Annotated in this window: 24 protein-coding genes; 14 read left to right on the top strand and 10 right to left on the bottom strand. The window is 68.0% G+C overall.

What is annotated here, in order from left to right; genetic code table 11:
* Nucleotides 1-63 precede the first annotated feature (63 nt).
* Nucleotides 64-1008, bottom strand: a complete 945-nt coding sequence (locus tag EV138_RS18290) for a LysR family transcriptional regulator (RefSeq protein WP_133980092.1) — start codon at nucleotides 1006-1008, stop codon at nucleotides 64-66.
* A gap of 110 nt (nucleotides 1009-1118) precedes the next feature.
* Here EV138_RS18290 and EV138_RS18285 point away from each other — a divergent pair, with 110 nt between their 5' ends.
* From EV138_RS18285 to EV138_RS18270, 4 genes are all read left to right on the top strand, one after another.
* Nucleotides 1119-1664 (top strand): sugar O-acetyltransferase, encoded by a 546-nt coding sequence (locus EV138_RS18285; RefSeq protein WP_133980091.1) that lies wholly within the window; start codon nucleotides 1119-1121, stop codon nucleotides 1662-1664.
* Nucleotides 1665-1737: 73 nt separating this feature from the next.
* Complete coding sequence (locus EV138_RS18280) at nucleotides 1738-2085, top strand: TraR/DksA family transcriptional regulator (protein ID WP_133980090.1); 348 nt, start codon at nucleotides 1738-1740, stop codon at nucleotides 2083-2085.
* A 185-nt stretch (nucleotides 2086-2270) separates the two neighbouring features.
* Entirely contained in the window at nucleotides 2271-2693 is a 423-nt protein-coding gene (locus tag EV138_RS18275; RefSeq protein ID WP_133980089.1) for a hypothetical protein, read from the top strand.
* Between the two features lie 63 nt (nucleotides 2694-2756).
* Nucleotides 2757-3512, top strand: coding sequence for an aminoglycoside phosphotransferase/kinase family protein (locus EV138_RS18270; RefSeq protein WP_133980088.1), 756 nt, complete (start codon nucleotides 2757-2759; stop codon nucleotides 3510-3512).
* A 126-nt stretch (nucleotides 3513-3638) separates the two neighbouring features.
* On the opposite strand, the gene EV138_RS18265 is transcribed toward EV138_RS18270, so the two are convergent.
* From EV138_RS18265 to paaN, 3 genes are read right to left on the bottom strand one after another with little or no spacing between them, the layout of a single operon-like run.
* Nucleotides 3639-4157, bottom strand: coding sequence for a flavin reductase family protein (locus EV138_RS18265; RefSeq protein ID WP_133980087.1), 519 nt, complete (start codon nucleotides 4155-4157; stop codon nucleotides 3639-3641).
* Nucleotides 4154-5542, bottom strand: coding sequence for a serine hydrolase domain-containing protein (locus EV138_RS18260; protein WP_133980086.1), 1389 nt, complete (start codon nucleotides 5540-5542; stop codon nucleotides 4154-4156). Before EV138_RS18260 ends, EV138_RS18265 begins: the two co-directional genes overlap by 4 nt.
* On the bottom strand, nucleotides 5535-7220 hold the full coding sequence (paaN, locus tag EV138_RS18255) for a phenylacetic acid degradation protein PaaN (protein WP_133980085.1): 1686 nt from the start codon (nucleotides 7218-7220) through the stop codon (nucleotides 5535-5537). Before paaN ends, EV138_RS18260 begins: the two co-directional genes overlap by 8 nt.
* 138 nt (nucleotides 7221-7358) lie before the next feature.
* Here paaN and paaI point away from each other — a divergent pair, with 138 nt between their 5' ends.
* The 3 genes from paaI to paaK are packed head-to-tail and all read left to right on the top strand — an operon-like array spanning nucleotide 7359 to nucleotide 10341.
* Nucleotides 7359-7793, top strand: coding sequence for a hydroxyphenylacetyl-CoA thioesterase PaaI (gene paaI, locus EV138_RS18250; RefSeq protein WP_133980084.1), 435 nt, complete (start codon nucleotides 7359-7361; stop codon nucleotides 7791-7793).
* Entirely contained in the window at nucleotides 7783-8988 is a 1206-nt protein-coding gene (gene pcaF, locus EV138_RS18245; protein WP_133980083.1) for a 3-oxoadipyl-CoA thiolase, read from the top strand. The genes paaI and pcaF overlap by 11 nt, the downstream gene beginning before the upstream one ends.
* A gap of 39 nt (nucleotides 8989-9027) precedes the next feature.
* Nucleotides 9028-10341, top strand: a complete 1314-nt coding sequence (gene paaK / locus EV138_RS18240; RefSeq protein ID WP_133980082.1) for a phenylacetate--CoA ligase PaaK — start codon at nucleotides 9028-9030, stop codon at nucleotides 10339-10341.
* Between the two features lie 154 nt (nucleotides 10342-10495).
* Here the strand turns inward: paaK and EV138_RS38600 are convergent, their stop codons facing one another.
* Together EV138_RS38600 and EV138_RS18235 are read right to left on the bottom strand one after the other, a co-directional pair.
* Nucleotides 10496-10807 carry a PIN-like domain-containing protein gene (locus EV138_RS38600; protein ID WP_166678631.1) on the bottom strand — a complete coding sequence of 104 codons (312 nt, stop codon included), beginning with the start codon at nucleotides 10805-10807 and terminating at the stop codon, nucleotides 10496-10498.
* Between the two features lie 405 nt (nucleotides 10808-11212).
* Nucleotides 11213-11833, bottom strand: coding sequence for a TetR/AcrR family transcriptional regulator (locus EV138_RS18235; protein ID WP_133980081.1), 621 nt, complete (start codon nucleotides 11831-11833; stop codon nucleotides 11213-11215).
* A 203-nt stretch (nucleotides 11834-12036) separates the two neighbouring features.
* On the opposite strand from EV138_RS18235, the gene EV138_RS18230 reads away from it, so the two are divergent.
* The 5 genes from EV138_RS18230 to EV138_RS18210 all read left to right on the top strand — a co-directional run bounded on the left by EV138_RS18230 (nucleotide 12037) and on the right by EV138_RS18210 (nucleotide 16806).
* Nucleotides 12037-12834 carry an SDR family NAD(P)-dependent oxidoreductase gene (locus tag EV138_RS18230; RefSeq protein WP_133980080.1) on the top strand — a complete coding sequence of 266 codons (798 nt, stop codon included), beginning with the start codon at nucleotides 12037-12039 and terminating at the stop codon, nucleotides 12832-12834.
* Nucleotides 12834-13952 carry a DUF5938 domain-containing protein gene (locus EV138_RS18225; protein WP_166678630.1) on the top strand — a complete coding sequence of 373 codons (1119 nt, stop codon included), beginning with the start codon at nucleotides 12834-12836 and terminating at the stop codon, nucleotides 13950-13952. Before EV138_RS18230 ends, EV138_RS18225 begins: the two co-directional genes overlap by 1 nt.
* A gap of 148 nt (nucleotides 13953-14100) precedes the next feature.
* Nucleotides 14101-15633, top strand: coding sequence for an acyl-CoA synthetase (locus EV138_RS18220; protein WP_133980078.1), 1533 nt, complete (start codon nucleotides 14101-14103; stop codon nucleotides 15631-15633).
* Nucleotides 15634-15775: 142 nt separating this feature from the next.
* A complete protein-coding gene (locus tag EV138_RS18215; protein WP_133980077.1) occupies nucleotides 15776-16306 on the top strand; it encodes a DinB family protein in 531 nt (176 codons plus the stop codon).
* Nucleotides 16303-16806 (top strand): DinB family protein, encoded by a 504-nt coding sequence (locus EV138_RS18210; protein ID WP_133980076.1) that lies wholly within the window; start codon nucleotides 16303-16305, stop codon nucleotides 16804-16806. The genes EV138_RS18215 and EV138_RS18210 overlap by 4 nt, the downstream gene beginning before the upstream one ends.
* A gap of 106 nt (nucleotides 16807-16912) precedes the next feature.
* Here EV138_RS18210 and EV138_RS18205 read toward each other — a convergent pair whose 3' ends face one another.
* From EV138_RS18205 to EV138_RS18195, 4 genes are all read right to left on the bottom strand, one after another.
* Nucleotides 16913-18370 carry a S8 family peptidase gene (locus tag EV138_RS18205; protein WP_202866759.1) on the bottom strand — a complete coding sequence of 486 codons (1458 nt, stop codon included), beginning with the start codon at nucleotides 18368-18370 and terminating at the stop codon, nucleotides 16913-16915.
* 283 nt (nucleotides 18371-18653) lie between these two features.
* Nucleotides 18654-18950, bottom strand: coding sequence for a hypothetical protein (locus EV138_RS18200; RefSeq protein ID WP_133980074.1), 297 nt, complete (start codon nucleotides 18948-18950; stop codon nucleotides 18654-18656).
* Nucleotides 18947-19087 (bottom strand): hypothetical protein, encoded by a 141-nt coding sequence (locus EV138_RS37320; RefSeq protein WP_166678629.1) that lies wholly within the window; start codon nucleotides 19085-19087, stop codon nucleotides 18947-18949. The genes EV138_RS18200 and EV138_RS37320 overlap by 4 nt, the downstream gene beginning before the upstream one ends.
* Before the next feature lie 55 nt (nucleotides 19088-19142).
* Complete coding sequence (locus EV138_RS18195) at nucleotides 19143-21320, bottom strand: MMPL family transporter (protein ID WP_133980073.1); 2178 nt, start codon at nucleotides 21318-21320, stop codon at nucleotides 19143-19145.
* A 174-nt stretch (nucleotides 21321-21494) separates the two neighbouring features.
* Here EV138_RS18195 and EV138_RS18190 point away from each other — a divergent pair, with 174 nt between their 5' ends.
* Together EV138_RS18190 and EV138_RS18185 are read left to right on the top strand one after the other, a co-directional pair.
* Nucleotides 21495-22214, top strand: a complete 720-nt coding sequence (locus tag EV138_RS18190) for a GntR family transcriptional regulator (RefSeq protein ID WP_238158209.1) — start codon at nucleotides 21495-21497, stop codon at nucleotides 22212-22214.
* Nucleotides 22211-23527, top strand: coding sequence for an MFS transporter (locus EV138_RS18185; protein WP_133980072.1), 1317 nt, complete (start codon nucleotides 22211-22213; stop codon nucleotides 23525-23527). Before EV138_RS18190 ends, EV138_RS18185 begins: the two co-directional genes overlap by 4 nt.
* Nucleotides 23528-23575: the final 48 nt, after the last annotated feature.

Raw genomic sequence — 23575 nt, 5'->3', positions numbered from 1 at the left:
GCGCCGTAGCTGGGGGGTGGGGAGCGGCGACGAAGGAGCCGCGTGGGCGGACTGCCCGTAGTACTAGCTCCTCACGCTCTCTGCCCACGGAGGGACCCAGATCTGGCTCGCGGGGCTGGTGCGGGTGGAACGCAGGTGATGGAGGAAGGCTGCGAGTGCCGGGTGTGGGTTGTCTTCGCGCCAGATGATCGAGTGCGGATAGACCGGCGTGGGGTTGACGATCGGGATGCGGCGGAGGTCGTACGACTCCGGCCAGAAGTAGCGGGTGCCCTCGCCGACGAAGGTGGCGAGGTCGGCGGATCCGGCGAGTTCGTCGAGGAGAACTTCGACGCCGAAGCTCGGGCCGCCCGTGTCGATCGCGAGCGTGAACGCGCGCGCGAGCTCCTCGTAGTACAGGCGCCACTCGGAGCCGGGCATCATGCCGGGCATCCAGATCCGGTACGGCGTGAGGTCGGCGAGGGTGAGGCTGGTTGCCTCCGCGAGCGGGTGGCGGGGGCCGACGAGAAGTTGGTGAGGGTCGTCGATGACCCGGCATGCCGTGACGGGAGCGGTGAGTTGGCGCCGCGGATCGGTGATAGCGCGGAAGGTCGCGTCGATGGTTCCGGCGGCTACCGCGACCACGGCGGCGTCGACATCGGCATCGGGCAGGGTCACCACGTCGAGGTCGACGCCGGGATCGGCCTGGTGGAAGGCGTGCAGGGCGGCTGCGGTGGCGGCGCGACGGTTGAGGACGTCGATGCGGAGTGCGCGCCGGCCGGGGAGGACCGAGGTGAGCGCGCGGTCGGCGACCCGAAGGAGTTCGCGGGCGTGTGGGAGGAACGCCTGCCCGTCGATGCTCAGGCTCGTACCGCGTGCCGATCGGACGAGCAGGAGTACGCCGAGCACGCGTTCCAGGCCGGCGATCCGCTTGGAGACGGCTTGTTGGGTGATGCCGAGTTCGTCGGCAGCAGCCTGGAACTGACCGGTGTCGACGACCGCCGCGAACGTCCGGACGGCCTCGAGATCCACCTGATCACCTTAGACAACCAAGAGTTGTGGCACGCCGCCCCGACCGTTGTTTGTGCGGGCCCGCTCATCCCCTGTTGCATCAGTCACCCGAGCGACGACGAGGAGACGACATGGCCAAGCTCTGGACCGAAGAGGGCGTGACGGAGGTACACGGCATCCGCGAGCGGGTCGAGCGGGCGATCCGGCTGACCGAGCGGCTCAACACACTCTCGTACGACGACCGCGAGGCGATCCGCTCGGTCTGGAGTGAACTGACCGGGCAGCCCGTCGACGAGACCTTCAACCTCATCCCGCCCCTGTACTGCGACCACGGGATCAACATCCGCGTCGGCCGCAAGGTCTTCATCAACCAACGCTGCCAGCTCAACGACATCGGCGGCATCGAGATCGGGGACGATGTGATGATCGGACCCGGCGTCAGCCTGATCACCTCCGGCCACCCGGTCCCTCCGGCGTCCCGCTTCGACGGCATCACGGCCGCGCCGATCCGGATCGAACGCAACGTCTGGATCGGCGCCGGCGCGATGATCCTCCAGGGCGTCACCGTCGGCGAGAACTCGGTCGTCGCCGCAGGAGCAGTCGTCACCCACGACGTACCCCCGAACACCCTCGCCGCCGGCGTACCGGCCAAGCTGATCCGGGACATCAGCGAGTAGCCGCGAGGTTCAGGGCGGCCGGGAGCCACCACCCCCGGCGACCATCTCGCGTTCGCCGAGCCAGAATGGGTGGATGGACGATCCGCGGACCCGTCTCGAGCGTGAGCGGCAGAAGACGTTGGACCGCTTGGCCAACCTGAGCGACGACTTCGACGCGGTCGTCGCCGCATCCCGCGACAGCAACGCGGACGACGAACACGATCCCGAAGGTTCGACGATCGCCTTCGAACGCTCCCAACTCGGCGCGCTGGCCGAGCAGGCCCGTCAACACCTGACAGAGATCGACGCCGCGCTCGCACGCGTGGCATCCGGCACCTACACAACCTGCGAGCTTTGCGGCCGCCCGATCGCCGCCGACCGCCTCGAGGCTCGCCCAGTAGCCCGCACCTGCACCACCTGCGCATCAGCCCAGCACGCCTAGCAAGGCGTCCCGACCGACAGGTAGTGCACCTCCAGTACGCCGTACGCACGCCACTCGCAGCGCTCAAGTGCACTAGGCTCCGTCCACTATCTCCTGTCCGTCGGGACAGCCACTCCGACAGCCGCGCGTGCATCGGTCGTGCGACTGGTGGGAATGGTCTCGTTCGCCGGCTGTCAGGAGGTCAGATGCCCAAGAGCTTCCGCGGGCAACTCATCGCCGCTCTGATCCCCCTCGCCGTGCTGGTCGCCACGACCGTCCTGACAGCGATGATCGGAGTCTGGCCGGCCGCCGTCCTCCAAGCTGCCTTCGTCCTGACTTGGACCACCCGCGTCATCGTGCTCTTCCGGCTCAGGCAACGAGGCGCCTTCCCGACCGACGCCTCGACTCGGCCGCCAGATCCACTCCTCAACCTCGAATACCTTCTCGTACTACGAGTCCAGCTGACCGCCTGGATCCTCGCCGGCATCTACTTCGCCGTCATCCACTTCTGGTGGGGCATCCTGCTCGCCGCCTTCCTCGCCTACATCACCCTCCCCCTCACGCAACTGCTCCACCGCAAGGCCCGAGACCACACCACCAACCAATCACCCGACTCCCCAAACCGTTGACCGGGCATCACCTGCGGGATGACCTCGGGCTGTCTGCGGAGGCGTTCGGGGAGGATGGACGCTATGGGTGAACGGCTGGATGGTGGGTTCGACGGTGGAGCCTCGTTGGTGGACGGCGTCGTACGGCGTACCGCGGGGGCGTGGACACCGTCGGTCCATGCGTTGTTGGCTCATCTGGAGGCTGCCGGCTTCTCGGGAGCACCGCGTCCGCTGGGTGTGGACGCAGACGGCCGCGAGATGGTCAGCTTTCTGGCTGGGCAAACGGTGGGGAACGCCCGGCCGTGGCCTGCGTGGACCCACAGCTCATCGGCGTTGACCGATGTTGCGCGCTGGCTCCGCCGCTATCACGCAGCCGTCGCCGACTTCGTTCCACCGGACGATGCCTGCTGGCGCGAAGGACAAGGCTGGCAGCCGGGCATGATCCTCGCGCACAACGACGCCGCGCCGTACAACGCGGTATGGAACGTCGATGGCCTGGTCGGCTTCGTCGACTGGGACATGGCCGGTCCGGTACGCCTGGAGCTGGACGTCGCCTGGGTCGCGTTCTCCTGGACGCCGTTGCATGCCTCCCATGTCGTGGCCGCCGAAGGCTTCACTGACTTCGACTCGCGCCTGCCTCGACTTGCCGACTTTCTCCGCGAGTACGGCTGGCAAGGCACCACTGACGAGATCCTCGACCTGATCGCGGAACGGCTGACGCTCCAGCTGAACGTGATGCACCAGAACGCCGCCGAGGACGCCACCTATGAGCGCATGGTGGCCGTCGGCCGCGATCGAGACCTGATGATCGCCCTCGACCAACTGGCTGCCCTCCGCTGATCCCGGAGTGGCTTGCCCCCGGTGTCCACCCCACGGGGCAAGCCCAGAGCCAGGCAGCGGGAGGTACGACGAAGGAGCGCCGTAGCTAGGGGAGGGCCGACGGAGGAGGTCGCGTGGGCGGGAGTTCTACAGGACTGTGTAGCGGCCGCGGCGGTGGATGAGGGGTGGGAGGTCGTCGGGTTGGAGTTCTACGTGGGCGATTTCCAGGTGGACCTGGAGGGACCAGCCGACCTCGGCGGGGTCGGGGTCCACCAGGCGACAGCCGGCCCAGGTGGTGACGCCGACGGGGGCCGGTCCCCAGTCGGTGTCGGTCCAGTCGATCATCCGGAACGGGCCGCCTGGCGCGGGGGCGACGTAACCGAAGGCGTCCGCGAGTTGCTGGTGGCCGGCGCCGAGCAGGCTGACGACGGCGGTCCTTGCCGAGCGCAACGTTTCCCACAGGTCGGAGTCCGGGTCGATGAGCCCGATCACGAGACCGGGCTCACCGTCGGCGATCAGCATCGACGACACGGTCAGCCCGGCGCGCTTGCCGTCGTCCGAGGTGGTCCAGAGGCCGACCGGCGACGGCAGTCGGCCGCGCAACCGGCGTACCGGGCTTCGCTCCGATTCCGGCGGGAGGAAGGGGTGTTCCCCGTGGATCGTCATGCCTGCACGGTACGCACCCGATCGGGAAGGGTGAAACGGTCGATCGGCTGCGACAGCAGTCCGCCTGACCCGCGAACCGACTCGACCTGACCGTCCGGACCGAAGTTGAAGCGGTACGACTCGCCGTACGAGCCGTACCCCGAACCGCCAGTGACGCGCAGTTCGTCGCCGTCGACCTCCAGTGTCTGCGGTTCGGCCGCCGGGTCGGGCGACGTCGGGTCGAGCACATAGAGACGGCCGCCGAGTACGGCGAAGTCGTACACCGTCCAGAGGTTCGCGAACCGGCCGGTGAAGCGTTCCAGCCCCGGCTCCGTCCCGCGCTCCTTCGAGCCGGCCAGGTCGAGCAGCTTGAAGAAGCCCTCGGCGAGTTGCCCGGCAGGCCCGTCTATCGCGTTCGTCAGTACCGACACCGCGATCCGCTGCTCGCCGTCGGCGAGGGACCGGGTGATGTGGCCCGGGTAGCCACCGCCGTGGCCGAACAGTTTCCGCTTGCCCACCTTCGACACCTGCAGACCGAGCCCGTACCGCGGCCAGTCCTCCTCGCTGGTCTGCCAGAGCGGGTGCTGCATCTCCCGTTTCGACTTGTCCGTCAGCAACCGGTCGTCGCCAGGGAAATGCGCCGAAAAGTACGTGACGAGATCGCCCGCGCTGCCGAAGAACCCGGTCGCGGACGCCAGCGCCCGGGTGTCCACATGGTCGATCGGCACCCGGTGGTCGGCGTAGCTGTACGCGCTGTACCCCGCCGCGTACTCCGCACTCCGCGCTGCATCCAGCTCCGGGCCCAGCCCGGAGAGCCCGAGCTTGTCCACGATCGCGGTCTGGACGTAGTTGTTGTACGACGTACCGCTGGCCGCCTCGATCACGAGTCCGAGCAGGCCGTAGCCGATGTTGGAGTACTTGAACCGGTCGTTGTCGTCGATCACCGCGGACGCGTCGTCACGCAGTACGGCGAGCAGTTCCTCGCGATCCGGGAACGCCTTCACCAGCTGCCACCAGCCGGCGTCTCCGCTGTCCCGCGTGATGCCGCCGGCGTGGGCCAGCAACTCGCGCAGGGTCAGCTCACCGAGTCGCGTCCCGACCAGCTCGGTGACGTGCAACCCAGCCTTGTCGTCGAGCCGCAGCCGACCCTGCTCGACCAATTGCAGCACCGCGGTCGCGGTGAACGTCTTCGAGTGCGAAGCGATCCGGAACAGGTGCTCCGACGTCAGCTCCACGCCTTGCTCGACATCCGCGAGCCCGTACGCCGAGGAGAGCGCGACCGCCTCGCCGGCGTACACCGCCGCCTGGACCCCGGGGATCCGCTGGTAGCGCTGGTTGAATGCCAGCCAGCTGTCGTAGTACGCGAGCGCTTCTCGCAGGTTCTCGGAATCCAGGGCGTCAGACATGACGCCTAGACTGAATGACGCGGAAGCGACTCGCAACGTAAGCACCATCGGTGTACGTCGCGTTGGCGGCCGGATTCGCTCCGGTGCCGTGGAAGTCGCTGAAAGCAGCCGATTGATTGACGAAGACCTGGCCGGTCAGGTTCTCCGACAACGCCACCCCGACCTCGAGCGCCGCATCGCGCACCTTCTCCAGCACGGCCGCGTCAGTCGAGTACACCCCGGCAGTCATCGCGCCGCCCTCGTCGACGGTCTTGCGGAACAGCTCGATCGACTCGTCGGTGTCCGCAGTACGGACCAGGAACGAGACCGGCCCGAAGCACTCGCGCCCGTACACCTCCTCGTCCTTGGACTCGATCGCGACCAGCAACGGCGTACGGACCACCGCGTCCTCGTACGCCGGGTGCTTGATCGCGCGCGACTCCAGCACGACCTGCCCGTACTCCGGCGCCAGTTCGAGCCGGCTGACGACGGCGCTGTTGACGATGCCGCCGAGCAGTTCGACCGCGCGGGCGTCGTCGCCGAGCAGCTTGCCGATCGAGTTCGCGATCCCGGCACCGACCTCGTCGAACGACTTGTGGCCCTCGTCCGTCTCGATGCCACCGGTCGGGACGAACAGGTTCTGCGTGGTGGTGCACATCTGGCCGGAGTACAGGGACAGCGTGAAGGCCAGGTTGTTGCAGAGCGCCTTGAACGAGTCGGTCGAGTCGATCAGCACGGCGTTGACGCCGGCCTTCTCGGTGAACACCTCGGCCTGGGTCGCGTTCTGCTCCAGCCACTCGCCGAATTCGCTGCCGCCGGTGAAGTCGATGATCTTCACCTCGGGGCGGAGCGCGAGCGGCTTGGCCAGGCCGTCACCGGTGTGCTCAACGGCCAGGGTGACCAGGTTCGGGTCGAAACCGGCCTCGGCGAGGACCTCGCGGCAGACGTCGACGGTGATCGCGAGCGGCAGCACGGCCAGCGGGTGCGGCTTCACGACCACCGCGTTGCCGGTGACCAGCGAGGCGAACAGGCCGGGCCAGGAGTTCCAGGTCGGGAACGTGTTGCAGCCGATGACCAGCGCGACGCCGCGGCCGACGACGGTGAAGTTCTTCTCCAAGCGGATCGGGTCACCCTTGGCCGGCTTCTCCCAGACCGCCTCGGCCGGGTAGCGGCTCATCTCCTCGTACGCGTAGGCGATCGCCTCCAGCGCCCGGTCCAGCGCGTGCGCGCCGCCGGCCTGGAACGCCATGACGAAAGCCTGGCCACTCGTGTGCTGAACCGCGTTGGCCAGCTCGAAGACGCGCTTGTGCAGCCGATCGAGAATCTCCAGCGTCACGCCGACACGGGTCTCGATGCCGCCCTTACGCCAGTCGCTCATACCCTTCTGCGCCGCCGCGAGCAGCTCGTCCAGGCCGTCCTCGACGGTCCGCGGATACTGGACGTCCAGCGGGATCCCGTACGGCGACTCCTCGGTGCTGACCGTGCCGTTCGATCCCGGCGTCTCGACCGGGTACGCCGTACCGCGGTGTGCCTCGAAGGCCGCTTTGCCGTCCTCGGCCGCCGTCTCGCCGTACACGCGCGGGCTCGGCGACTCCGGGAACGCGGAGAAGTAGCCCCGGCTGCGGATCGCGGCGAGAGCTCCGTCCAGGCGCTCACGGTGCGCGGCGAGCCAATCGGTACGGGTCGGTGCGGTGGTCATCTGCGCGCTCCAGGGTCGGGAACTGCCTGCTGCTACCGAACAGCGTAGGCCGGGTCTCAGAGGTGATGTTACAGTCAATGGCCAGATCGCCGATAGAGTGTCACAACCCTCTGCAGTGGACTCAGTTTGGGTGGACGGATGAGCGAGGACCTGGCCGCGGCCGTTGCCGCGGCGATGTGGGCCGACGACAGCGCCAGCGCCTCCCTCGGCATGCGCCTGGTCCGGGTCGGTGAAGGGTTCGCAGTGCTGGAGATGCCGGTGCGCGACGACATGGTGAACGGGCACGGGATCGCGCACGGCGGCTTCGTCTTCACGCTGGCCGACTCGGCGTTCGCGTTCGCCTGCAACTCCCGCAACCAGGTCACCGTCGCACAAGCGGCCGACATCGTCTTCGTCGCACCGGCTCGGCGCGGGGATCTCCTGGTCGCCGAGGCGCGCGAGCGGGCGTCGTACGGGCGGAACGGGATCTACGACGTCACGGTCCGCCGCGGCGACGACCTGATCGCCGAGTTCCGCGGTCGCAGCCGACAATTGTCCGGAACAGTTCTGAAGGAGAGTCACGATGGCGCGTGAGGCCTACCTCGTCGACGGTGTTCGCACCCCGATCGGCCGGTACGGCGGCGCGCTCGCCGCGGTCCGCCCGGACGACCTCGCGGCGCACGCGATCTCGTCGTTGCTCGCCCGGCACAGCGCGCTCGACCCGGCGTCGATCGACGACGTGATCCTCGGCTGCGCCAACCAGGCGGGCGAGGACAACCGCAACGTCGCCCGGATGGCACTGCTCCTGGCCGGCCTGCCTACCGACGTACCCGGTACGACGATCAACCGGCTCTGTGGCTCCGGCCTCGACGCGGTGGCCTCGGCGGCCCGGTCGATCATTGCCGGAGACAACGAGATCGTGCTGGCCGGTGGCGTCGAATCGATGTCCAGGGCACCTTTTGTGATGCCGAAGGCAACTACCGCGTTCTCCCGGCAGGCGGAGATCTTCGACACCACGATCGGCTGGCGGTTCGTCAATCCCCTGCTGGAGAAGCAGTACGGGATCGACTCGATGCCGGAGACGGCGGAGAGCGTAGCTGCTGACTTCGGCATCTCCCGCGAAGACCAGGACCTGTTCGCGGTGCGCAGTCAGCAGCGGGCCGCGAAGGCGCAGGCCAACGGGCGTCTCGCGGAGGAGATCGTTGCGGTATCCGTCCGCGGCAAGCGGGGCGCGGTGACGACCGTCGAGGTCGACGAGCACCCGCGGGAGACGTCGCTCGAGGCGCTGGCCGGTTTGAAGACGCCGTTCCGTTCGCCCGGCACGGTGACGGCCGGCAACGCGTCGGGTGTGAACGACGGTGCCGCTGCTCTGCTGGTGATGAGTGGCGACGCCGTCTCGCGGCTCGGCGTCACGCCGCTCGCGCGGATCGTGGGCACCGCCGCGGCCGGCGTACCGCCTCGCATCATGGGGATCGGGCCGGTTCCGGCCACCCGCAAGCTTCTTGCCCGCACCGGCGTCGCGTTGTCCGACCTCGGCGTGATCGAGCTGAACGAGGCGTTCGCGGCCCAGTCCCTCGCGGTCCTGCGCGAACTCGGCCTTCCCGACGACGCTGAGCACGTCAACCCGAACGGCGGCGCCATCGCCCTGGGACACCCCCTGGGTATGTCCGGCGCCCGCCTCGCACTGACAGCCGCTCTCGAGCTTCGCCACCGCGACGCCGAGTACGCGTTGTCCACGATGTGTATCGGGGTAGGCCAGGGCATCGCGACCCTGCTCGCACGGCCGTAGTGCTGCCCAGGGGAATACTGGGGCTCTAGGGAGGTTGGGATGACCGATCGGTTCCTCGGTGAGGCGTGTCCGGTGGAGCTCCAGGACGCCGGTGAACGGCTGTCCGTGGACGAGCTCCGGGCGCGGCAGCTCGCCGGACTCCAGGCGACCGTGCGCACGGCGTACGAGAATGTCCCGCACTATCGCGCGGCGCTGGACGGCGTGGGTTTCGTCCCCGATGAGCTGAAGTCGCTCGCGGACCTGAGCCGCCTGCCGTTCACGTCGAAGCACGACCTGCGGGAGAACTACCCGTTCGGCATGTTCGCCGTCCCTCGTACCGACGTCGTCCGGGTGCACGCGTCCTCCGGTACGACGGGGCGCCCGACCGTCGTCGGGTACACGCGGGCCGACATCGACAACTGGGCCGACCTGATCGCCCGATCGATCCGCGCCGCCGGTGGCCGCGCCGGAGACGTGTGCCATGTCGCTTACGGATATGGGCTCTTCACCGGTGGGCTCGGTGCGCACTACGGCGCCGAGCGGCTCGGCTGCACGGTCGTCCCGGTCTCCGGCGGGATGACGGAACGCCAAGTCGACCTGATCCGCGACTTCGGCGCCCAGATCATCATGGTGACGCCCTCGTACTTCCTCGCGATCATGGACGAGATGATTGCCCGCGGCATCGATCCTCGCGAGACCTCCTTGCGGGTGGGGATCTTCGGCGCCGAACCGTGGACCGAGCAGATGCGGACCGAGGTGGAGTCACGGACCGGCATGCACGCGGTCGACATCTACGGGCTTTCCGAGGTGATGGGGCCCGGCGTCGCGCAGGAATGCGTCGAAACCAAGGACGGCCTGCACATCTGGGAGGACCACTTCTACCCGGAGATCATCGATCCCGTCACCGGCGAGGTACTGCCGGACGGCTCCGAGGGCGAACTCGTCTTCACCACGTTGACGAAGGAGGCCTTCCCAGTACTGCGGTACCGCACCCGCGACCTCACCAGACTCCTCCCCGGCACGGCCCGCCCCGGCATGCGCCGAATGGAGAAGATCACCGGCCGCACCGACGACCTGATGATCATCCGCGGCGTCAACGTCTTCCCGACCCAGATCGAAGAACTCATCCTCACCGTCGAAGGCCTCACACCCCACTACCTCTGCACCCTCACCCGCCCGAACCGCCTCGACGAACTGACCGTCCAGGTAGAAGCCGCCCCCGGCCTCACCGACCACTCTCCCGCCGCGAACGCCCTCACCCACCTCATCAAAAGGCGCATCGGCATCACCGCCAGGGTCGAGATCCTGCAACCCCACGCCCTGGAACGCTCCCTCGGCAAAGCAAAACGCATCAACGACCAACGAAACAGGTAACCCCGCCCACGCGGCTCCTACGTCGCCACTCCGCACCCCCCAGCTCCGGGCTCCTCCGTCGCCCTTCGCTGCCTCGCCCAGGTGCCCAATGCGCCGCAGCCGGGTAGACATCCCGGGTGCGTGTGTCCGGTGGACAGGTAGTAGCCGAGGGCAACTAGTGCTGAGTGCAAGGTCGATCAAACGGCAGATCCTTTAGGCGGTCCGCGTAGACGCCACCAACGAACGGGCCTGCCGTCCGGCATTTCCGCAGAATCGCCGGCCAGCGCTCGAATCTCGCGACTTGCTCCGCCTTCGTGAGATTCGCATTGGTCAGGCAGAACACCCGCAGACCGGACTCCCCCAAGGCGGCCCGTTCCAGCGGTCGCCGGCGAATCGCGTCATCCTCTGTCAATACGACGAGCTGCTCGCGATCAGCCCACTCGATCCACTCGGTGTCTTCGACCCGCGTCCCGCCCTTCGGCGGCAATCTCCATCAGCAGGTCTCGCCCGTCATGCGCGATCCGACGCCAGGCGAGTGGGTGCGGTCTGCCGGCGTCCGTTCGCAGCCTGACCGCGGCATCCCGAATGGCTTGCAACGAGAGCCCAGCAAGCCGCAACTGACGCAGCATGTGGGTCTCGACCAGGCAGGCGAAAGTCATCGTCGCGTCACCTGGACGGTTTGGCTCCCCGGGGGTCCAGCGCACCGGTCCGAAGCCAGCAGCACAAAGTGGACGGCGAGAGGCCGGATGTGTCGATGTCTCGGCACGCGTGAAGATCGGCAGATCGTTGGGTGACCGGCGGACCCTGAGCGAGGCAGCGGAGGGCGACGGAGGAGCCGGAGCTGGGGGGTGGGGAGCGGCCGACGTAGGAGGTCGCGTGGGCGGGGTCGTTGTCAGCTGAGCAAGAACTTGGGGAGGGTTTGTTCGGTGGCGGTGCGGAGGGTCGGGAGGGCGGTTTCGTCGCCGGCGAGGTGGCGGAAGAGGGCTTGCTGGAAGAGGCCGTCGAGGAGGCCGTAAGCCGTGGCGGGGGTGACTGAGAGGTCGCGGCCGGCCAGGTCGGCGTACGTGGTGACGATGCGCCAGATCATCTGTTCCAGCGACTTGTCGATTTCCAGGGTGTCCTCGCGGAAGGACTCCTCGAAGAGGGACTGGTTGCGGAGGTCGTACCAGAGGCGGTGCATGGTGGCGTCTTCTTCGCAGGTGACGGCCAGGGCCGCGCCGAAGTCGACCTTGAGTTGGTCGGCGTCCTCGGCCGTCGCGACGATCTGGTCGTAGCGGGTGACGCACTCGGCCTTGTACTGCTTGACGCAGTACATGATCAGCTCGACCTTGTCGCGGAAGTAGTAGTGCAGTACGCCGTGCGAGAACTCCGAGTTCTGCGCGATCTCGCGCAGGCTGGTGCGGGCGTAGCCGAGCTGGGACAGCGTTCGCAGCGCCGAGGTGGCGAGTTGGGAGCGGCGCTCCGCGAACTTGTCCACCTGCCGGCGCGAGATGCGGTCCGTCACCTCGGTCACGATCAGGCCTCCTGGGGTCCCGGCGGCGACCACGATCGGGGCGGCGCCGGAGGTAGTCCTCCGACTGTACCCCGGCCGGACGTTTTCTTGACAGTTGTCCAAGGAACTCTTGACGACTGTCCAGAAGTCCACAACGCTGTCAGCATCGCCCGGTCACCGCACCTCATCGGTGATCGGGCACCCCGCAGCGGGAGGAGAAGTGCATGTACGACCTGACCGGGCGCAAGGCGCTGGTGACCGGGGGCGGGCGCGGCCTCGGTCAGGGGATGGCCGAGGCGCTGGCGAAGGCCGGTGCCTCGGTGGTGATCGCAGACATCCAGGAAGATCTCGGCAAGGCGACCGCGGACAGCCTGAAGGACTCGGGCGCCACCGCCGCCTTCGTGCCACTGGATGTCACCGACGACGCGAACTGGGAGGCGGCCGTCACCGCCACCATCGCTGAGCTCGGCGGTCTGGACATCCTGGTCAACAACGCCGGCGTCGAACTGTCCGGTCTGGTCGTCGACCTCGATCCCGCCGACGTCCGCACCATGCTGGAGATCAACGTGCTGGGCACCGCGCTCGGCCTGAAGCACGCGTTCCGGGCGATGCGCCCGGGTGGACCGGCGGGGTCCGGTGGCTCGGTGGTCAACATCTCCAGCGTGGCGGCGACGATCCCGTTCCCGGGCATCGCCGGGTACTCCGCGACCAAGTCGGCGGTGGACCGGTTGACCCGGGTCGCCGCGATGGAGTCCGGCAAGCTCGGGTACGGCGTACGCGTCAACTGTGTGTACCCCGGCCTGGTGCCGACCGAGATGGGCATGAAGCTGGCCGCGGACATGGTCACGCTAGGGCTCTGGCCGTCGGCCGAGGCCGCGGTCGGTGACGTGATCGGCCTGACCCCACTCGGGCGCCTCGGCGAGGTCGGCGACATGGCCGACGCGGTCGTGTTCCTGGCCTCCGACGCCGCCAAGTTCATCACCGGCGCGGGCCTGCCGGTCGACGGCGGAATGGGCATGTGATGGGCGACAAACCGGTCGTCGTGTACGGCGCCTCCGGGTACACCGGCCGGCTCGTCTGCGAGTACCTGCGCGAGTACAACGTCCCCTTCATCGCGGCGGGACGGGACAAGGCCCGGGTCCAGGAGGTCCTCGACAAGGTCCCCGGCATCGAGACCGTCGACCACGAGGTGGTGGAGGTCGAGCACGACGTCTCCGCACTCACCGAGCTGTTCAGCGGCGCCAAGGTGGTGAGCAACATGGTCGGCCCGTTCGTGAAGTACGGGCCCGAGGTGGTCGAGGCGTCGCTGGCGGCCGGCTGCCATTACCTGGACACCACCGGCGAGCAGGACTGGATGCTGGAGGCGGAGAAGAACTGGAGCGACAAGTTCGCCGCGCAAGGCCTGTTGCTGTCGCCGGGTGTCGCCCAGATGTACACGACCGGCGAGATCGCGGCGAACATCTGCCTGGAGACACCGGGGCTCGACACGCTCGACATCCTGGTGCTCTGGAAGGGCTTCCCGACGTACGCGTCGACCCAGACGATCTTCACCATTCTGAAGGCGGACTGGCACTACCTCGAACAGAACGAACTCGTGAAGTGGGATCCGCTGACCACTTTCGAGGTGAACGTCCCGGGACAGCATGCGAGTGCCCTCGCGCTGCCCTGGGGTGGGACGAGCCACCCGGTGTGGTTCAGGCACGACCCCCGGGTGGCCAACGTCAAGGTGGCCGGCGGCGTCTTCGACCGGACCGTCATGCAGGGCGTCGTCGAGGCGGTGAAGATGGTGGAGAGCCAGATCAAGACGCTCCCCGTCGACCAGCAGGACGCCGCGCTCGGTGAGGTCGCCGCCTCGGTCCAGGCGAGCATGCCACCCCGCGAGAACCCGCGGATCAACACCTCGCTCGATTCCGTCCACGCCTCGGGGCCGCTCGGGCGGGCGCACTGTGTCATCCACGGCAACAGCAACTACAAGCAAACCGGCGCACTCCAGGCGTACGCGGCGTACTCGTTGCTCCAGCAGCCGCCGCGTCGCGCCGGACTCGCGTCGGCCTGCCAGGCCTTCGGGCACCGCGAACTACTCGGCGTACTACGAAGCTTCGGGCTGGTACTCGAGCCGGTCGTGACCGTGCACCACTGATCGCCCGCGCCGGGGTCGCCAGAGGACGAGGCGTACCCGGCGCGGGACACCAGGACCAGGTGCGGGAGTTCTACCCACCCCCCGGGCACTCCCGCACCTGCACCTGGATCCACCTGCCGGGACTGGGGAATCGCGTTTGGGAGCTGGCGTGCGGTTGTTCGACTACCTCGACAAGGGCGCCTCGCTCGGACCGGACGAGCCCTGCCTGACCATGACCGGGGCCAGTCTCAGCTATGCCGAGGTCCAGGAGTTCTCCCACCAGGTGGCCCGTGCCCTGCACAAGTCCGGGATCTCACCGGGCGACAAGGTCGCCATCCTGTCGGCGAACAACCCGATCTCGTTCGCCTGTGTGTTCGGCATCTCCCGGGCCGGCGCGATCTGGTGCCCGATCAACCCCCGCAACGAGGCGGCGGAGAACCGCGAACTGCTGGACTCCTTCGACTGCTCCTGCCTGATCTTCCAGCGCGCGTTCCTCCCGCTGGTCGAACGGATCCTGCCGGAGCTGCCGAAGCTGACCACGGTGATCTGCCTGGACGACTCGTTGCCGGGAGCAATGAGCTTGGTCGACTGGCTGGACGGCGTACCGGCTGATCCGTGGGAGGCGCCGGACCTCGACGACCTCGCGATCCTGGTGGGCACCGGCGGGACCACCGGCCGGCCGAAGGGGGTGATGCTGACCGGGCGGAACCTGGAGACGATGTCGGCGATCACCTTGATGAGCTACCCGTTCGAGGGGCGGCCGGTGTACCTCGCGCTTGCTCCGTTGACGCATGCGGCCGGCGTTCTGTGCTTCCCGATCCTCGCCCTCGGCGGCGAGGTGGTGATCATGCCCACGCCCGATCTGGGCGACTTCCTGGCGTTGATCGAACGGCATGGGGTCACCCATACCTTCTTGCCGCCGACGCTCATCTACATGCTGCTGTCGCACGACGCCTTGCCCACAACGGAGCTGAGCTCCCTGCAGTGCTTCTGGTACGGCGCCGCGCCGATGTCGGCGGCGCGGCTGGAAGAGGCGCTGAGGCGGATCGGGCCGGTGATGGCGCAACTGTTCGGTCAGAGCGAGGCGCCCATGATGATCTCGACGATGGCGCCGGCCGACCACTTCCACGCCGACGGCTCGATGGCGGTCGAGCGGTTCACCTCCGCGGGCCGGCCGAGTCCGCTCACCCAGGTCGCGATCATGACCGACGACGGGCGGCTGGCCGATCGCGGCGAACGCGGCGAGATCGTGGTCCGCGGGTCGCTGGTGATGGCCGGCTACTACCGGGACCCGGAGGCGACGGCGGCTTCCTCGCAGTACGGCTGGCATCACACGGGGGACATCGGGTTCCTCGACGAGTTCAACTACCTCTACCTAGTGGATCGAGCGAAAGACATGATCATCACCGGCGGATTCAACGTCTACTCGGCCGAGGTCGAGCAGGCGCTGATGGCCTACCCGGCCGTTCGCGACTGCGCTGTCGTCGGGATGCCCGACGAGAAGTGGGGCGAGCGGGTGACCGCCGTACTGCAACTGCATCCGGGGCTGACCGTGACCGAGTCCGAAGTACGGAACTTCGTCAAGAGCCGGCTCGGTGGGGTGAAGACGCCCAAGCAGGTCGTGGTCTGGGACGACCTGCCCCGGTCCAAGGTGGGCAAGGTGCTCAAGAACGAGGTGAAGGCACGCCTGCTAAATCAGTAGGTGTTCGATCCCGGCTTCGCTAAGGTTGCGGTCGAGCGACGGAAGGGAGGTGAGCGCGATGTCGAGTGTTCCCGTCGTGCTGCCTGCCCGTCGCACCCGCGACTGAGATCCCGGGCAGCTCCTTTCTTTCTTGGAGCTTTGAATGACTGTTGTTTCCCGTCCGCCGCTGACCTCTGACGAGCGGACCCAACTGACCGGCTGGCTGGATCTGCAGCGATCCTTCGTCCGGATGAAGTGCGCAGGCCTCGGCGAGGAAGACGCGCATCGCAAGTTGCTTCCGACCTCGCCGCTGATGACGATGGCGGGCCTGGTGGCCCACCTGCGCTGGAACGAGTACTCCTGGTTCCAGCTCAACCTGATGGGCGTGCCGGACACCGGCCAGACCCCGTGGACCGAGGACGGGCATCCCGACGCGGAGATGTTCGTCGACGACGTACCGCTGGCTCAGTTGCTGGACGAGTACGACGCCGAGTGCGCCCGGTCGAACGAGACGATCGCCGGGTTGTCGCTGGACGAGGTGGAGAAGGGCCCGTACGTCGCCAAGGGGGAAGCCGCCTCGTTGCGGTACATCCTGTGCCACATGATCGAGGAGACCGCGCGGCATCTGGGTCACCTCGACATCATCCGCGAACTGCTGGACGGTACGACCAGCTACACCAAGGCGCCCGAGTGACGGGCCGGCCACCGCTGACCGGCGACGAGCGGACCCAGCTGATCGGCTGGCTCGATCTGCAGCGGTCGCTCGTCCGCGGCAAGTGCGAAGGGCTGAGCGAAGCTGACGCCTACCGCAAACTGCTGCCGACCTCGCCGTTGATGACGATCGCGGGGATCGTGTCGCACATGCGCTGGATCGAGTACTCCTGGTTCCACGAGGACCTGCTCGGCGTCCCGGACACCGGCCAGACACCGTGGACCGAAGGCGGTCCGCGGAACGAGGAGATGATGGTGGACGGCGTCCCGCTGGCCCGCCTGCTGGACGAGTACGAAGAGGAATGCGCTCGATCGAACGAGATCGTCGCCCGCTTCTCCCTCGACGACGTACAACGCGCACCGGACCCCACAGGGGCCCAGGCGTCAGTGCGATTCATCCTCTGCCACATGATCGAGGAAACAGCCCGCCACCTGGGCCACCTCGACATCCTCCGAGAGCTCCTCGACGGCAGAACCGGCTGACACCGACCTGTAGCCCCGAGCCTTCCAACTCGGGGCTACAGGCTTGCCGTGTACTTCGGCGGGGTAGGAGCCAGGGGGTCCTGGGCGGAGGATCCCCTGGCTCTGTTCAGGGGCGGTGTACTGCGTCGAGGGCGTCTGCGATGCCTTCGCCGAAGAAGGCGTTGTTGGCGGTGGTGCCGGTGCAGCGGGCGTCCGGGGTGGTCGGGCACGCGGTGTCGTCGGCTTCCTTGCGGAGGGCCTTCTCGAGGTCGCGCGGGGTCCACCACGGGTGGGCCGACTTCATCAGGGCTGCCACGCCGGTGACGTGCGGCGACGCCATCGAAGTACCGCTCATGGTGCCGTAGCCGCCGCCCGGAAGGGTGGACAGGATGCCGCTACCAGGAGCCGCGACGTCGATCTTGTTCAGGCCGAAGTTGGAGAAGCTGCTCCGCGCCCTCGTCTGAGTGGTGCTGGCGACCGTGATCACGCCGGGCAGTTCGGTCGGCAGGTCGAGGCAGCTGTTGTCGATCTGGCGCGGTGCCGGAGTGCTGTCGTCCGGGCTGCCGTTGTCGGTGGTCTTGTTGGCCAGGTCGTAGTTCGAGTTACCGGCCGCCGCGACGGACAACACGCCCTTCTTGGTGGCGAACGCGACAGCACGCCGTACCGACTCCTGGACGGCGCCCTGGTCGCCGTTGTCCTTGCACCAGAATTCCCACGGGTCGATGTAGTAGCTGTGGTTGGTCACGTCCATGTGGTGCTCGGCGGCCCAGATCCAACCGCAGATCGCGTACTCCGGGTAGATGAACCCGTCGTCGTTCACGACCTTCACCGAGGCGATCCGGACGCCCGGCGCGACCCCGACGATGCCGATGCCGTTCCGGGCGGCGGCCACGGTGCCGGCCACGTGCGTGCCGTGCGGGCTGGTGGTCGGCCGCCAGGCGCCGGCCGTGGTGTCGGGTACGCCGTTGTTGATGCAGTTCACCGAGTCGCGGGCGTCGAAGTTCGGCGCCAGGTCCGGGTGCGTGTCGTCCACACCGCTGTCGTTGATCCCGACCAGCACCCGGCGCGAACCGTCGGTGACCTCGTGCGCCTGGTCGGCCTTGATCTGCTTCATGTCCCACTGCTCGGCCTCGCGCGGGTCGGCGACCGGCGCGGCCTGGCCGGCCATCATCCCCTTGGCCGAGGTGAGCTTGGCGGCAGCGGAGCCGACCGGGCCCTCGCTGACGGCGGCGGTCCGGGTGGCCCCGACCGACTGGACCTCGCGACCGTTGCGGCCGGCCCGTACGTCGGTACGGAAGTCGGGGTTGGTCGACTGGGCGACCACTACGCCGATCTCGTCGTACGCCTGCACCACGGTGCCACCGGCGGCCTTGACCGCGGCAACGACCTTTCGCACATGCCCCGGACTGGCCTTCGTGTTCACCACGTAGTTCATCAGCACACCAGGCTCGGCGGCTGCAGTGGTCGCGCCGGCCGCCGCGTACGGCGACGCCTGTGCGGCGGTTGCAGCGCCGGCCGTGGTGATCGCCAACGCGGCGACGGCCAGTCCGGCACTCAGCCGGCGGATACCAAAGGTTCGGGACACACTCTCTCCTCGGGGCGACAGCGAGTGAACGGAAACGCTCCGGCCGACTCTAGGACGGTTAGTGACCCCAACGACTCCTGGCCACCCAAGACACGGGAAACCCTGCATTCCCCACTACCCACAGTCCCCACTGTCACACTCCGCCGCCAACCCCTTGCCCACAGCTGTGGAAGGCCCTGTGGATAACCCGTGGACAAGCGGGCTCCACAGGTGGACAAGTTGTGGAGTCAGCAGCCGATCCAGGCGCAGCTCGCCTGTTGACACCCGTTGTCCACACCCACTGTCAGCCGAGCCTTCTCGCCAGGAACTGCTGCCAGCTGACCGGCCTGTGGTGTAGGAACCCACCGGTCCTCGAGGCAGCAACCCGCCGGAGCGAATCTTCCCGATCCCGGCATCCACACCGGTACCACGCGAGCGCCCTGGTGAACCGCCTCGAGATAACCCGGATCATCGCGACCGCGTCGGTCTCCTCCGGCCCGACCAGATCCGGCACCCGTCCGGCCGGCTCGTCCAGCGCCCGCCGGCGCCGGCCGGACGCCTCCACCACCCCGAGCGCCGGCCGGCATTTCGGTGTCGTCATCGGTCGAGCCTGGCGTCACCTTGTAACTGGTGATCTGGCCCTGAGCACGCGGACTTCCGCGCGCCCGCGTCGCTCAGCCGCGCGACCAGTCGTCCCAGGGTGCCCGTGCCGCCGGTCACCAGGATGGGCAACTTCATGGCTTCTCCTCGCTCGAACTGTCGCCCCCATGACCCGCCACCTGTGACTCCTGCATCAGCCCAGCCGCGCCGGTTCCGCGGGCGAGACGATGGAGCGATCCGCCTTCGCGCGTTCGGGGTGGCCGGGGCGCCAGAACCTCGGACCGAGTTCCAGCGCGAGCGCCGGGATCAGGAGGCTGCGCACGATGAAGGTGTCCAGCAGGATGCCGACCGCGACCAGCAGCCCCTGCTGCAGGGAGGCGACCGTCGGGATCGCTGCCAGCACGCTGAAGGTTGCCGCCAGCACCAATCCCGCCGAGGTGATCACCCCACCGGTGACGGTGAGGCTGGTGAGGACGCCGTCGCGGTGACCACGCTTGCCGACCTCCTCGCGAGCCCGGGTCATCAAGAAGATCGTGTAGTCCACGCCGAGGGCGACCAGGAACAGGAAGCCGAAGAGCAGCAGCCCGCGGTCGATCCTCGGATGTCCGACGGCGTGGAAGAGCAGGGCGGCCGATCCCACGGCCGCGGTGTAGGAGAGCACCACCGACAAGAGCAGTACGAGCGGCGCCGTCAACGCCCGGAGCAGGATGATCAACATGATCAGCACCACCGCCAGGATCAGCGGGATGAGGAGCTTCTCCTCCTCGCTCTGGGCATCGGAGGTGTCGAGGGCGACCGCCGTCTGGCCGCCGACCACCGCCGACTTTGCCTCACCCTGGTTGCTTGCGAGCGCCGTACGGAGGTGCTCGACGGTCGAGCGGGCGGCCTGGGTGTCCGGGGCGTCCTTCAGAACGGCCTCGATCCGGGTCCAGCCGTTCTTGGTGGCGATGGTCGAGGCGCTGGTGATGCCAGGCACCTGCTGGACCACGGCGAGTGCCGCCGTCGCGCCACCGTCCTTGACGTAGACGTCGGCGGGCGCGGAGGAGCCGGCCGGGAAATGCCGGGCGATCAGGTCCTGGCCCGCCACCGAATCGACCTTCTTGGTGAACTGCTCTGCCTGGGTCTGCCCGGTGGACAGCGACATCGCTCCGAATGCCAGTGCCACCAGCACCAGCGTCGCCCCGATCCAGATCGGCCGTGGCCGGCGCCCGACGAAGCCGGAGACGCGAGCCCAGAAGCCGTGCTCCTTCTCGGCGCTCGAGTCCACGTGATCCGCCGAGTAGCGCGGGGTGAACGGCCAGAACACCCAGCGCCCAAGGACCACCAGGAAGGCCGGCAGCAGAGTGGTCATCGCGAAGTAGACGATGACCACGCCGAGCGCAACCACCGGGCCTAGGCCCCGAGTGGAATTCATCGAGCCGAACACCAGGCAGATCGTGGCAATCCCGACCGTCGCCGCGGACGCCGTGATGGCGGGCAGGCAGCGGCGCAGCGCGTACTCCATCGCCTCGTGCCGGTCCTCCTGTCGATGCAGTTCCTCGCGGTAGCGCGCGATCAGCAGCAGCGCGTAGTCCGTACCGACTCCCAGCACGAGAACGACCAGCACATAGGCGCTCTGGCCATTGACGGTCAGGCCCGCATGTTTGGCCAGCAGATAGACCACTGCGCTCGCGACCTGACTCGCCAGGCCGACCGACAGCAGCGGGATCAGCCAGAGGATCGGGCTGCGATAGGTGAACAGCAGGAAGACGGCGACGAGTCCGAGCGTGGCGGCCATCAGCGCACCGTCCATACCGGAGTACACATCGATGAAGTCGGCGATGTTTCCGGCCTGGCCCGCGATCTTGACGTCGAGACCGGCCGGCGCGTCCTGACCGGCGGCGTCGCGCAGGCGCTTCACCCCGTCGCCGAGGACGCTGTTGTCGCTCTGGTCCGACTTGACGGGGACGCTGAGGAACGCGGCCTTCCGATCGGCGGCGACGGTCACCGGGGGTACGTCGGCAGCCGCGAGCGAGTTCGCCACGAACCTCTGCCGGTCGGCGTTCACCTTGGCGAGGTCGACGTCGGTGAGGCCGTCCTCGCGGGCGTAGACGACGACCGCGCCGACCCGCCCCTTGTCCTGGAAGTAGTCCTCGGCGATCTTCACCGCCCTGGTCGCCTGCGCGTTCGTCGGCAACCAGGTCTCCGCCTCGTTGTTCTGGACGTCGCCGAGCTTCGCCGCCAGTGATCCGCCGACGCCGATGAGTAGCACCCAGAGCACGAGGACGGCCCATTTGGTCCGGCGGCCGGCCACGACCCGCGCGTAGGTGCGGGCGAAGGTACCCGCGGTGGAAGGGCTCGGCGGCGCTCCGGAGGTTCGATGTCTGGTCATGACTGCTCTTTCAGGTCGGGAGTCCTGCCCTCAGGGCTCGTTCGCTCCTCACTGACGGCGAGCGGCTCGGAAACGTGACCGAATGGACCAGCCGGAGCCGTCATCCTGATGTGTGTAAGATAGATACAACACAGATACGAGATGTATGAGTGAGGGTGAGAGTTGAGTAGCGGGGTGCCGGAGCAAGAGCCGGCGAGGGTGGTGCTGGGGGACGAGACGACCGAGATCGCGCGGATCGTCGCCGAGGAGGGTCCGGCGGCCGAGCGGATCCCGGCAGCGGAGCGCGTCTACGCGTATGTCAAGGCAGCGATCCTCGACCGGGTCTACCCCGGCGGCGAGTTGCTGACCGAAGGAGAGCTGGCGACAGCAGTCGGAGTCTCCCGTACGCCGGTACGCGAGGCCCTGTTGCGCCTGGAAGAGTCCGGCCTGGTCAAGCTGTACCCGAAGAAGGGCGCGCTGGTCCTGCCGGTCCTGCCGCAGGAGATCAACGACGTCCTCGAAGCGCGCGAGTTGATCGAGACGCACGCCGCCGCCAAGGTCTGGCCGCGACGCAAGCAACTGGTCGACAAGCTGGTCCCGCTGGTCCAGGAGATGCGCAAGCACAAGAAGGCCGGCGACGCGAAGAGCTTCCTGGAGGCCGACCGGGCCTTCCACGAGGCCATCGTCGGTGCCGCCGGCAACCAGATCCTCGCCAAGCTCTACAACAGCCTCCGCGATCGCCAGGTCCGGATGGGCGTCCCGGGGATCGAGGTGCAGCCGGCCCGGATGGACAAGTCCGTCGCCGCGCACCAGGAGATGATCGACGCCCTCTGCGGGAACAGCGCCAAGCGGTTCCGCGAGCTCGTCATCGCCCACATCCACGTCGCCGCGACAGATCTGCGGGGCGTGCAGTGACCGAGCTCCTCTTCCCCCTGGGCGGTCGGCGGGCCTGGGCGGTGTGGGCGACCGCTGTCTTCACCTACCTCGTCACCGTCCTGCACCGCGGCTCCATGAGCGTCGCCGGCCTGCAAGCGGCCGAGCGGTTCCACATCTCCGCGTCCGCCCTCGCCAGCTTCACAGTCGTCCAGTTGACCGTGTACGCCGCCATGCAGGTCCCAGTCGGCATCCTGCTGGACCGCTACGGCTCCAGGCGGCTGCTGATCGCCGCATCCGGCCTGCTCTTCGTCGCGCAGTCCGCCTTCAGCCTGGTCGATTCCTACCCAGCCGCGCTCGCCGCTCGCGCAGTACTGGGCGTCGGCGACGCGCTCGTCTTCATCAGCGTCCTGCGTGTCGTGATGTCGTGGTTCCCGGCGCTTCGCCAGCCGGTGATGTCGCAGGCGACCGGAATGCTCGGTGGTATCGGCGCGATCGTGTCGACCGTACCGATGGCCGCTGCGTTCAACGCGTTCGGCTGGACCGCCACCTTCGCCGGCGCGAGCGTACTGAGCCTGGTCACCGGCCTGGCCGTCATCTTCCTGCTCCGCAACAGCCCGTACGACGAGCCGCTGCACCGGACGAAGCAATCGCTCACCGAGGTTCGCCGGAACCTGCGCCGGGCCTGGAAGGAGCCGGGCACCCGACTCGGACTCTGGACCCACTTCACCACCAGCTTCTCCGGGAGCACCTTCGGACTGCTCTGGGGCTACCCGTTCCTGGTCCGCGGCGAGGGGCTCGCGCCGACGACAGCGGCCTCCATGCTGATCCTGCCCGTCCTGGCCGGCCTCTGCTACGGCCCCCTGGTCGGCCGGTACGCCGCGAAGTTCCCCTTCTATCGCTCGTGGATCGTGCTGGCGGTGATCGCGGGCTCCGTGACGATGTGGACCGTAGTACTGCTCTGGCCCGGGCGTGCCCCGATGCCTGTGCTGCTCCTGCTGATCGTCGTACAGGCCGCTGGTGGTCCCGGATCGATGCTCGGGCTGGACTATGCGCGGACGTTCAACCCGGCGACCAGGTTCGGCGCGGCCAACGGGATGGTCAACACCGGCGGGTTCATCGCCACGCTGATCTGCATCGGCATGGTCGGCGTACTGCTGGACGCGTCGTCCGGTGGCGCTCCGCAAGGCATCGGCGACTTCAAGTGGGCGCTGACGTTCCAGTACGTGTTGTGGGGTCTCGGGACGGTGCAGATCCTGCGGTACCGGCGCCGCGCCCGCGCGACGCTGGCCAGGTACAACCCTGAGGTCTACGAGGCGCTGCGCGCCAACCAGGTCGTCCCGCTGACGAGTTGATGTCAGCCGCTGGCACCGGCTGATACGCGCTCTCAGCCGAGTGACAGA

Origin of the sequence: Kribbella voronezhensis (assembly GCF_004365175.1) — a bacterium.
In the GTDB taxonomy this organism is placed as follows: Bacteria; Actinomycetota; Actinomycetes; order Propionibacteriales; family Kribbellaceae; genus Kribbella; species Kribbella voronezhensis.
The sequence above is the reverse complement of the archived record's forward strand: the minus strand, read 5'-3'. Positions and strand labels throughout refer to the sequence as shown.